The organism is Candidatus Pelagisphaera phototrophica (assembly GCF_014529625.1).
GTDB classification, from domain to species: Bacteria; Verrucomicrobiota; Verrucomicrobiia; order Opitutales; family Opitutaceae; genus Pelagisphaera; species Pelagisphaera phototrophica.
Genome location: NZ_CP076039.1, coordinates 361,079 through 372,199 on the forward strand (window position 1 = coordinate 361,079; position 11,121 = coordinate 372,199).

At 47.2% G+C, this 11,121-nt stretch carries 9 protein-coding genes; 4 read left to right on the top strand and 5 right to left on the bottom strand.

The window, feature by feature from the left end:
• Nucleotides 1-330: 330 nt before the first annotated feature.
• Both GA004_RS01745 and GA004_RS01750 read left to right on the top strand, forming a co-directional pair.
• Nucleotides 331-951 (top strand): polysaccharide biosynthesis/export family protein, encoded by a 621-nt coding sequence (locus tag GA004_RS01745; RefSeq protein WP_283395567.1) that lies wholly within the window; start codon nucleotides 331-333, stop codon nucleotides 949-951.
• A 1,247-nt stretch (nucleotides 952-2,198) separates the two neighbouring features.
• Nucleotides 2,199-2,417 carry a hypothetical protein gene (locus GA004_RS01750; protein ID WP_283395568.1) on the top strand — a complete coding sequence of 73 codons (219 nt, stop codon included), beginning with the start codon at nucleotides 2,199-2,201 and terminating at the stop codon, nucleotides 2,415-2,417.
• A 151-nt stretch (nucleotides 2,418-2,568) separates the two neighbouring features.
• Here the strand turns inward: GA004_RS01750 and rfbA are convergent, their stop codons facing one another.
• The 5 genes from rfbA to GA004_RS01775 all read right to left on the bottom strand — a co-directional run bounded on the left by rfbA (nucleotide 2,569) and on the right by GA004_RS01775 (nucleotide 8,632).
• Entirely contained in the window at nucleotides 2,569-3,450 is an 882-nt protein-coding gene (gene rfbA / locus GA004_RS01755) for a glucose-1-phosphate thymidylyltransferase RfbA (RefSeq protein WP_283395569.1), read from the bottom strand.
• 163 nt (nucleotides 3,451-3,613) lie between these two features.
• Nucleotides 3,614-4,723 (bottom strand): dTDP-glucose 4,6-dehydratase, encoded by a 1,110-nt coding sequence (gene rfbB / locus GA004_RS01760; RefSeq protein ID WP_283395570.1) that lies wholly within the window; start codon nucleotides 4,721-4,723, stop codon nucleotides 3,614-3,616.
• A 130-nt stretch (nucleotides 4,724-4,853) separates the two neighbouring features.
• Nucleotides 4,854-5,777 carry a sugar nucleotide-binding protein gene (locus GA004_RS01765; protein ID WP_283395571.1) on the bottom strand — a complete coding sequence of 308 codons (924 nt, stop codon included), beginning with the start codon at nucleotides 5,775-5,777 and terminating at the stop codon, nucleotides 4,854-4,856.
• Nucleotides 5,778-5,903: 126 nt separating this feature from the next.
• Nucleotides 5,904-6,125 (bottom strand): hypothetical protein, encoded by a 222-nt coding sequence (locus tag GA004_RS01770; RefSeq protein ID WP_283395572.1) that lies wholly within the window; start codon nucleotides 6,123-6,125, stop codon nucleotides 5,904-5,906.
• A gap of 224 nt (nucleotides 6,126-6,349) precedes the next feature.
• Nucleotides 6,350-8,632 (bottom strand): immunoglobulin domain-containing protein, encoded by a 2,283-nt coding sequence (locus GA004_RS01775; RefSeq protein WP_283395573.1) that lies wholly within the window; start codon nucleotides 8,630-8,632, stop codon nucleotides 6,350-6,352.
• A 298-nt stretch (nucleotides 8,633-8,930) separates the two neighbouring features.
• Here GA004_RS01775 and GA004_RS01780 point away from each other — a divergent pair, with 298 nt between their 5' ends.
• Nucleotides 8,931-10,109, top strand: a complete 1,179-nt coding sequence (locus tag GA004_RS01780) for a type II secretion system F family protein (RefSeq protein ID WP_283395574.1) — start codon at nucleotides 8,931-8,933, stop codon at nucleotides 10,107-10,109.
• A 216-nt stretch (nucleotides 10,110-10,325) separates the two neighbouring features.
• The gene (locus tag GA004_RS01785; protein ID WP_283396958.1) at nucleotides 10,326-10,940 is read left to right on the top strand and encodes a response regulator; all 615 of its coding nucleotides are present in this window, start codon (nucleotides 10,326-10,328) and stop codon (nucleotides 10,938-10,940) included.
• Nucleotides 10,941-11,121 lie beyond the last annotated feature (181 nt).

Genomic DNA, 11,121 nt, shown 5'->3' on the forward strand with positions numbered 1-11,121 from the left:
GAACCTCGAAAAATTTAGCGACAACAGGCAATCCAAAAGAATATTGTTAAGCCTTTAAGTAACTGATTACAAACCCCTTTCAATTTATTCCGTCCGACATCCTAAAGACGGATAAATCGCTAAAACTCCCCAATCAACCTGTTTTTTTACTTACTCCTATTTTTTGCCCCCCTTGCCAACAGCTCCAATCAGGATGAAATTACAGAATTTGAGGGAACCTTCCTATTAACTCCCCGCTCTTTAAGTCGTTAACAAAGCCATGGAGTCGCCAATCTTCGAATCGCCTTGCGAAAGCGGATTGTGCAGACTTAACAATCTATCACTTGCACAATGAAGCCCATACTCAATTTCCCCTCGCGACCTTCGCATATCTTGAGCGTCGCAGCCTTCCTAATCGGTCTTTTCGCAATGATCAGCCTTACCCCAATCGCAGTCGCCCAAACGGATGAGACCCAAGAAGCCGCAGCGATAATCGAAGGAGATGTGCTTTCAATTTCCTTCCCAGCCGCCGGCGAATTGAATACCAGCCAAAAAGTTCGCCGCGATGGGCGCATCACACTGCCTTTGGTAGGCGAAGTGGTAGTAGCCGGGCTGACCCCGAAGGAACTCGAGACCGCTTTGCTTGCACTTTACGACAAGCAGCTCGTCACCAAGGAAGTCAGCGTGTCGATCACGTCCTCTTCCTACGCATTTTACGTCAACGGAGCTGTACTGAGAGCCGGTAAGCAAATGTCGGATCGCTCGCTTACTGCCCTCGAAGCGATCATGGAAGCCGGTGGCCCCAGCCCTTCAGCAAATCTTAAGAAAGTTACGGTGCTGCGCAGAGAAGGCGAGGACTTCACCCTTTACAAAATCAACTTGAAGGACATCCTGTCCGGCAAAAAAAAGGGTGTCTTTCAAATCCAACCCGCTGACATCATTACCGTCCCAGAGAAATTCGTTATCTTCTAAACTCGAGGCTTTAATTTGCTCCCTCGCAGGAGAGGCCCTCCTCCCAAGCCCTTAATGGCAAGGAAAACTTCTTTCTAATCTGGAAATTGCCTCCCACCTAGAATCACTTTCTGGTGATGAGAAACCGACAGGAGGGCTCATCCTTTCCCATTAGTAAGCACAATTTTAAAATAACTCACTCGTTGCTTCTAAGTCCCTGAATACAGTCTAAATTAAATACTCGCAAATTTGTGCGGAAGCACGGGCTTAGTCGTTAATCTTTCAGTAGCCCTTTGGATCTCAATGGCGTCAACCAAGAAGGTACTAGCCGGCGAATCTTAGATCTCTGAAAAAGGCATTCGGCAAACAATTGCCCTGCCACGCAGGATCAGCTCATGCTTTCAATTTCACCTGACACACCTTTAACCCTATATCAACGCCCACCCGCCTCAGCGAGTGGATTATCTGCTTTTAATGGACCTAATTCCTTTGCGTTTCGTCGGTCTTCCGGTGATGCGAAAGCTAGCTAAGCCTGCCCAGCTTCATGGATCCAAATCAGTCGGTCCAACCCCAAAAATATTCGCAACAACGGCCTTATACTATAGGGTGATAATCGAATATTTTGTCCCAAGACCCTCGGATTTTTCTCAGTCAATCATTGGCGACCTCCAGATTAGATTGTCTACCTAAGTCTCTTGTTATCTTTGTTTTATAAGTTTATAGCAATAAAGAATTCATTGCCATTAGAATGAAAATTCTAATATAGATTCTTTCCTATACACTTTTTATTGGCACATTAAACTTACTTTCTAAGTTTATGAACCTAAATGACTAATTTTTATAACTAAGCTACTGTTACCCTGGCTTCTTAAAACCTCAACCCTTGTATCCCGTATACCACTGAGACGGCTTACTGCCGCCTTCGCCTCTCTCCTTCTGGTTCTCAATCCCCGACTGGATCAATGAGATCCATTATGACAACGCCGATGGCGAAGTTGGAGAATTTGTCGAGATAGCCAGTGTCTCCGTAACGAATTTAACCAACTATTCCATTTCCCTCTAAGACGGAAGTAATGGGATCATTTACGGAAGCATCAGCCTCAGCGGTATTCTACCCAACGAATCAAACGGCTTTGGTCCCCTATCGCTTAATAAAACAGGAATTCAAAACGGGGCTCCAGATGGTCTGGCAATTATTGTTCTACTTGACCCGATCGTTCAGTTTATCAGCTACGAGGGAAGCTTTACAGCCATAAATGGAGCTGCCAATGCCCCTGACAAGCAATGACATCGAGGTGGCAGAATCCTCCTCTACCTTTGCAGGACATTCGCTCCAGCTTATTGGCTTGAGGTCTGACTATTCAGATTTTACTTGGTCCTGCCAACCTGCTGCTTCACCCGGAAGTATCAACACCGGTTGGACCTTCCCGAGGAAATCCATGCCTGGCAGTGGGTCCACCGCATGGATGCTAATGATAGGACTTTAAGGCTTGGCATTCGTTAAGCGAGGGAAACTGCGATTCAACAAGTAACAGGGAATCCGTTCATCAAATCGCGGTGTTCCTCCCTTCACCAAGGCTATGGCGGACTAACGAGAATCGCTTAGATATAAAGACCTTGTTATCGAATTATTTCCGGTCACTTCAACAGATTCTTCAGGTAGTCTGCATATTGCGTTTTACCCAAAAACTGAATTCTGTCATTCAGTTGTTCCACAGATAACCATCCCTGCTCGTATCCAATTCCTTCGAGACAGGCCATCTTCAATCCCTGGCGTTCCTCGATGACTTGGACGAATTGCGAGGCTGCCATGAGAGATTTGTGAGTCCCCGTATCCAACCAAGCCGTGCCTCGGCCTAAAAGCTCTACATTCAGCTCATTTTGCTCCAGGTAAATTCTATTCAAATCCGTAATCTCCAGTTCTCCGCGAGCCGAGGGTTTTATGCTCTTCGCGAATTCAACCACACGCTTATCGTAAAAGTAGAGCCCCGGAACCGCATAGTTCGATTTCGGACTTTGCGGTTTTTCCTCGATGGAAATTACTCGACCACTTTTCTCGAATTCAACGACGCCATACTCTGAAGGATTCGATACCTGGTAACCAAAGATGGTTGCCCCCTCTGACTGCCCATCTGCCGCTCGCAAAGTACTTACCAAATCGTGGCCATAAAAAAGGTTGTCCCCCAAAACAAGCACCGCAGGTGAGCCGCCGAGAAACGAATTCCCTATCAAAAACGCTTGTGCCAGTCCCTCTGGCTTCGGCTGCACCTCATAAGAAAAAGTGACGCCAAATTGCGATCCATCTCCAAGCAGTCGCTCAAACAAAGGCGTGTCTTGAGGCGTCGAAATGATCAAGATATCCCTGATACCCGCTAACATTAGCAATGATATCGGATAGTATATCATCGGCTTGTCGTAGATTGGCATCAATTGCTTGGATACCGCTATAGTGCAGGGGTAAAGTCGGGTTCCGGATCCGCCTGCCAAGACGATTCCTTTTCTATTCGAAGAGTTGTTCATAATGGGTTAACCGCAAAGTACGCATTGATCGCAAAGGGGTTATTTGGATTTAGGAAACGATTTTGATAGCTCACAATCATTTCTATCTTTGGAGAAATTCACCCAAACAACTGGATTCGATAATAAAAATTATTGCCATAATTTTGCGATCTTCGCGGTTAATCTAATTTTCCAATCCTAGGCGTTCTCGAGTATATTTCTTTTCGGCAATTTCGCTGCTCCAATCCGAATTCTTCAAGTACCACTCCACTGTCTTGCGGATTCCCGTGTCGAAGGTTTCTGCGGGGGACCAGCCACATTCCGCTTCGATTCGATCGCTATTAATCGCATAGCGCCGGTCATGGCCCGGTCGATCTGTAACGTAGGTAATTAAATCCTCATAACGAGAATGGCCACTGTCCTTGGCCTGTTCGTTCTCTGCAATTGGTCTCAATTCATCGAGCAAGCCACAAATGCGTCGCACGATCTGGATGTTCTCCATCTCACTTCTGCCTCCAATACAATAGGTCTCGCCCAGTTTACCCTTTTTCAAAGCCGAAAGAATTCCAGTGCAATGGTCTTCCACATAGAGCCAGTCGCGAATCTGTTTCCCATCACCGTAAATAGGCAAGGGATTGCCTTCCAATGCATTCAGCACTACCAGCGGTATCAGCTTTTCAGGAAACTGGTAAGGCCCATAGTTATTCGAGCAATTGGTCGTCACCACCGGAAATCCATAGGTGTGAAAGTAAGACCGCACGAGAAAATCGCTGGACGCCTTAGACGCCGAATAGGGGCTGTTCGGAGCATAAGAGGTCGTCTCGCAAAAGGCGGGATCTTCCGCGGTCAACGTACCATAGACTTCATCTGTGGAAACGTGCAAAAATCGGAAAGCGTTCTTTTCTTCGTTATGGAGTTGTTCCCAATGATTTTTGGCGGCTTGCAGCAGTCTGAGAGTCCCAACTACGTTTGTTTGAACAAATGGCTCCGGACCATCAATCGAGCGGTCCACATGACTTTCCGCGGCGAAGTGCACAATCGCGGACACACTGTTTTCAGACAACAACGACTCCACCAGCTCTTGATCGAGAATATTCCCGTGTACAAATCGGTACATTTCGCTCGATTCGAATTCAGAAAGATTGGACAAGTTACCCGCATAGGTTAACATATCCAAGTTAACGATACGATCGAATCCGCTTTCGGAGAGCGATGCGGCGTTATCTCTCAGCAAGAATCGAATGAAATTCGAGCCGATGAATCCGCAGCCGCCGGTTACTAGTATTGAGTTCATAATTATGGTTAACTGCAAAGTTCGCTAGGAACGCAAAGGATCTTCGAGAGTCGAATAAGACTGGGATATTTCGAATTTGAATTTACTTCTTCAAGCATTTCAGGCTTTAGGTGCTTAGCGAACTTCGCGGTTACGTATTTTCCCGTTTCCAGTTTTTCAAAGACCATTCGAGAGCTTCCTCAACCGGTCTTAAGTTAATGCCTGATTTTTCCAATTTTGTTGTATCTAGGACGCAATTAGACCGCGGTGCCTTGGCGGCTTTTTCCATAAAGTCTTCTTCATTTTCAAAGAACTTGTAGTCCTTATTATTAACCCCGTGTTTTAAGATGAGCTCAACTACGTCTGACGTAGTCACTGAGCCTGGGTTTGTCACGTTGTAGATCCCGTAAGGAACTTTATCCTCAACGCACCTCCAACAGGCCTTCACAAAATCGTCTAGCTGACTAAGAGAATTACGTGCTTGCAATAGATTTTCGTACCGCTGCAATTTTGAGAGAAAATTTCGAGGTCCGTCAATTTCGTTGAATGGTATCCGAAGTCTCCATACGAATCCTTCCGGCTCTGACTCGTGATCCCACTTTGGCCACTCCTCTCCATTATCTGTTTCCTTCCAGCCAAGAACTTCTTCTCCCAATGCTTTGGTTCCGCTGTAAAAGGAGCAAGGTGGGCGTCGAAAAGAAAAATTTGGGGCGTCTTCTTCCCGCCATCCACCCCCATCGGGACGCTCGCCAGAGAAAATGCACCCGCTGGACACATGGCCCCAGCCTATGCCTAGTTCGCCGCATACGTCTCTGATAACCGCTGGCAATATCGCATTCCCATCCAAACAGTTCCCTTTGTCCAATTCACAAGCGTCCACATTCGGTTTACCCGTATAACCCGCACAATTGATGACAAAGGAAACCTTAAAATCTTTTAGGTCCTTAATAAGTTCCGTTTTGCCTGAAAAGCAAAATCGCCGCCCACTCACTGATGTCCACGCCACAGACTTGGAATTGAGCAATTGCTTGAACAGATTTCCAACATACCCAGTACTTCCTAACAATAAGATCATATTTACTTTAATTGATAATAAATTTTCGCCATTTAGCCAACCGATCTTACCCGCCTTAGGTTCAGATAAGCTTTTCTGTCACTTCTTTCTCCCCCACAAAGGCTAGCGTAATCTTCCCATCTCTTCTTACTTTTTGAGTACCGCTAAGCTGCGGTGGTAGGAGCAGATTTCAATCACGCAACCCTTAATTAGCTGAAGTGCATCGGCTTCACTCGATTCAGAAATAGGCGACACCTTCATTTCCTTGGACTTTTCAGCTCCCCATAATGTAGGAGACTGCAATGCAACCAGAGCAAGAAATAGAGTAGTGGTAATTATCAGTTGAAAGATGACGTATTTGGGCTTCATTTTCCGTTGGTTTGACTGGGGGCTAGCTAAAGGACGTTGAGCCAGCAAGTAGAATGCTCTACTTTACACCATTTTGAAGGAAACGCCCCAATAAAGCGAAAGTTGATCCCGTTCTTCAAAAATCTAGTGAGTTACATACAATTGTCGGCCTCGCCTTTTCATTCCCAAGCCTCGGAAACGTGGCGGAATAGGTAACTGAATGCAGATACTGTCAGAATTAGGATCTATCGAACCCCATAGACCTCGACCAGAACCACTCCTGTCGAGTTGTCAGAGCTTTCTGCGACGGCGGTGTATAATCCAGGATCGAGCCAAATCACTTTCGCCGACGACTTTGATCCTTCGTCAAATCCAAAGGCCCCAGAACTATTACTAGCCTCCAAGGCAATTTCCGCCTCCTCTTGCCAATCATCGTTTTCGCTGATCAATACCGACCCCTCGCTCGTGGACTGGAAGATTTTGAGCCTCGGATCCCCCAGCGCGTTGCTAACTCCGCTTTTTTCTAGCTCGGTACCCATTGCTCGAATGAGGAATTTTTTGGGTGTGTCACCCGTCACCACAAATCCAGCAATGGCCACGTCATCGCCACGGCCAACCTCACCGCGCATCGAAATATTCGCGAGAGCAGTATTGGCTTCCACTCCCTCTGCTTCGCTGACATCAAACACCTCTAGGAGGGCTGTTCCGGCTTCAGCCGCACCGTTTTCGATGATGGCCGTGTAGACTCCGGCACTCAACTCAACCAAGAGTGCGGCATCGGCACTGTTAATATCCAGCGGCGACGCTCCAACAATTTGAGAGCAAAGCTCAATATCCGACGCATTTGCAACTGAGCCCCAATCATCGTTTTCAGCGATAGGGTCCACTTCACCTCGACGGAAAATAGAGATTCTTGGATCCACAACAGCATCCAAGACTCCACGGCTCGACAACGATGGACCCAATCCTCTGACGAGAACTTTTTTAGTGCCGACTCCATCCACCACAAAACCAACAATCATTGTTGCTGATCCACCTTTCACCTGACCGCGAGCAGAAGTATTGATGAGCAGGGACTCAGACGTAACATTCTCGCTTTGACCATCCACAGGGTAGCCTTTTTCGCCAATTAGTACCATTCCGTCCAAGCTCAGATAGGACTCGTCGATGGAGAGGGCAATTGTGTAGAGAGTACTCAAATCAGCCGTCAAAACACCCGAGGGGCTTATGGTCGCAAAGCCAGATTCACCTTCTTTACCCAAGCTTATAGAGACAAAACTCTTTCCGCTCGGCCCGGCAATCACAAAAACTTGCCCATCTGCCGTATTTGGCATGACTGCTGAAAAGAATCCTGAAATCGATTTGTTAACTCCGTCTTCCCCTGACTTCGAACCGGAAAAGCTCAAATTCGTACCCGTAAAGACTCCTGAGACTGAGTTCTCGGACACATTTCCGGAAAATCCTGTCTGACCCTCATCTTGGTATTGAAACGCGCCCTGCCCGTCGACAACAAGATCCAATACCTCCAAACGAGTACTCAGCGTACTTAGATTCGCGAGAAAAGCAGCGCTTCCGTCCTCTCGCAACATCATTGCAAAAGAGCCTTGATCGCCTGGTCCAATCTCCCCAAAGAAGAATCGGGAACGTTGCTCGAGATTTACCTTGATGGTTTCCCCATTGTATACTTCGACGCCTTGGGCGATTCCACCTGTTTTTATTTCTACCCAATAGTTCGTATCTTGAGTAATTTTATCAGTTTCATAAACCCTGTTGGAGGCCCCTTCAATGGGGTTACTCTTATCCCCCGAGTTGCCACGGTACCACTGATAAGTCAGCCCAGGACCCTCCGCACTAACGGACAGGGTCACGGTACCTTCACTATCAATTGCAACATCCAACGGCACTTGTACAACGTCTATCAAGGCATCAATCGTCAATCGAGCGGTAGCACTTGTTACGCTTCCATACCGATTCGTAACGATTGCGTAATAGCTTCCCGCGTGCGATCTTTCGACCTGTGTTAAAAGCAACTCTGCTCCGGTAGCTCCGGGAATCGCCTGCCCTTCAACAAACCACTGAACACTGGCTGCCGGAGTCGCATCAACGTCAATCGATAAAGCCGTAGTGTCTCCCAAAAGTACAACCGTGTTTTCCGGTTGTGAGACAATGACGGGGGTCCCTTCAGCACCGGTCGGCCTACTTACCCCACTCGCCGAATTCGAGTATCCAGAGTCTCCGAATCGGTTGAAAGCCTTTAATCGGTAGGTGTAGCTTTGATTATCCTCTACTGTGACATCGGTATATGTCGCTACATTCACTCCAACTGTTGCGATTTGTTGGAATGATCCCCCATCCACCGAACGCTCAATTTTAAAGCCTTCTTCGTTGTCAGAGCTTTCGTTCCAGCTTAGTGTCAGCTGACCTGCATAAGCTGTGCTTAGCAAACTTCCAAAAGCGAGGAAGCGAAGAAGTTTCCTTAGTCGCTTCCACAAACGACTCAGTGATGGGGATAAGGTCTTGCCAGTCATGCTCACGACAAGACTTCGCCAGTAAGTCAGGCAACTGAAGGAGCACACAGTAAATTGAAGCCTATTTTACAATGTGATTCTTGTTCGGAGTTTCCCATCTTCGCATTTGCAGAATGCGGCCCTATTGAGTCTTACGCTAAAGTCGTTTTCTTAATGATACTAACTGTCAATTGATGGCTAAAACTTTGCAAAAAGCTTTGGTTTTGACCAAGAGACACCGCCACTGAACCACACTTTCCCTCTCTCTCCTTCAAGGCAGCAAAGTTTTGCGAATTAGTGCCGACTAAAGAAGTTACATATGGCTCTGCTCACAACCAAACGCACTCCGTCTTCCGAGAAAACTGATCTCAGGCATAAGGAAAGCAGTGCCTCCTTCGGTTTCTGGGATTTTCAAAAGCTCGCCAGAGAAAAGGGCTATGAAAAGAAAGCGAAGAAATATAAGCTGAAACTCGAATCGTTGGCTATTTTCACCCAGCAGCTAGCATCGATGCTCGAAGCGGGCTTGCCACTTGTATCCTCTCTGGAAGCGTTACAGGACCAAACCGAGGATCCCACATTCCGCGTTATCATTAGAGAAGTCCGAAATGACGTGTCTCAGGGAAACAACTTCTCCGCCTCGTGTGCGAAGTATCCTAATGCCTTCAACAACCTTTTCGTTTCGATGGTCGAAGCGGGTGAAGCCAGCGGCGGTCTTGCCGAAATTTTGGGCGAGGTCGCTCTTTACTTTGAGTCGACCAACAAGCTTATAAAGAAGGTCAAATCCGCGATGACTTATCCGATAGCGGTTATCGGCCTCGCTGTTATTCTTGTAAACGTACTTTTGATTTTTGTAATTCCCGTATTCGCGGACATGTTCGCTGATTTCGGGAAGGAACTTCCCGCCCCCACCCAGGCGCTTATAGATCTGAGCGACTGGCTGAGAGGGAATGTCCTCTGGGTTATTGGAGCAGGATTTCTCTTTTTCCATGTTTGGGGTCGTTTCACAAAAACGCCCAAAGGCCGAAGCTTCCAAGACAATCTTCTCTTCCGAGTGCCCGTGTTTGGTAATCTCCTTAAGAAGATTACGCTTTCCCGTTTCTGCCGTACCTACGCAACGCTCCTAAGAAGTGGAGTCCCCATTTTGAGATGCCTAGAGATCGTCGCTTCCAGTAGCGGAAGAATTCAGACCGAGAATGCTTGTAGCGCCATTACGAAAGCTATCTCCGAAGGGGGCCAGGTCTCTGAAACGATCGCTAGCATTCCGTTTTTCCCCCCAATGATGAAACACATGAGCAGGGCGGGAGAACAAACGGGTAACGTCGACGGCATGATGAACAAGGTCGCCGACTTCTACGACACGGAAGCGGACTCAATCATAGCGTCTCTAACCTCCTTGATCGAACCCATGCTTATCGTTTTTCTCGGTGTTGTGGTAGGCGGTATCGTAATGGCCATGTTCTTACCGATTTTCAACCTGTCTTCTGTCGCCGGCGGCTAACATCCTTCAAGCAGGGGCCTCCAAAAGAAGTCAGAGTCAGTACAGTCTTTCACTAAATTTTTTTAATCGAAGCATATGCATTCTATTCTGATAGTAGACGACATGGAATCTATCCATGAAATGTTGGACACGGCGATTCAGCCTATTGGCTACTCAACAGTGTAAGCTCGAACGAGTGAAGAGGCCATATCGATATACAAAGAATAGTGTCCTGAAATTGTACTTACCGATTTGAAGATACCTAATATAGACGGGCTTAAGCTGATGTCCCGTATCAAGGAAATAGATTCAAACGCCGTCGTCATCATGATGCCAGGTAACGCGGACATCGACAATGCCCTAGCCTCTCTCAAGCTGGGAGAATTCGACTACCTTACCAAGCCATTAAAGGTCGATCAGCTGATGTCCGCCCTAAACCGCGCATCCGAGCTAGTCAAAGTGAATGTCGCGACCGAAGAACATGATTCTTCGATCGCTCTTCTTGGAGATTCGGCCGCAGCCCAAAAACTGAAGGAACGTGTCAGCCAAATCGCAGATTCCCATTCACCCGCCTTAATGAAAGGACGATGTGGAGTACAAAAATCTATCCTAGTGGTAGCAATCCACCATGCTCAATTTGCCGAGGAAGCCGCTTCCAGGGACTGCAAATACGATGTTATCCAGCCAGCCGACCTTCCCAATCGAATTGAGGAAACGGACAAGTGGCCTAATCTTGCGGACTTTACCGAACAAGCCAGTGAAGAATACAAGACGCGGATACCGCGTACGTGCTTGGGCAAACCCAAGAAAGCATCTGCCATTCTTGGGTGTGAGGTTTCTGACATCTCATAAAACTAAGAAAGTGTCCTATGTGTCACTTCCCGAATTTAAAAAGGTAGGGCTGGCTATCCTTCGTCAGCCGAATACGGGAAAGCTCATCGACACGGCCGACTAAGGATAGTCAGCCGCACCATGCCCAACGCAATCGAAACGCCATTTTGAGACACTTTCTAAAATCTAAAAACGCACGGGC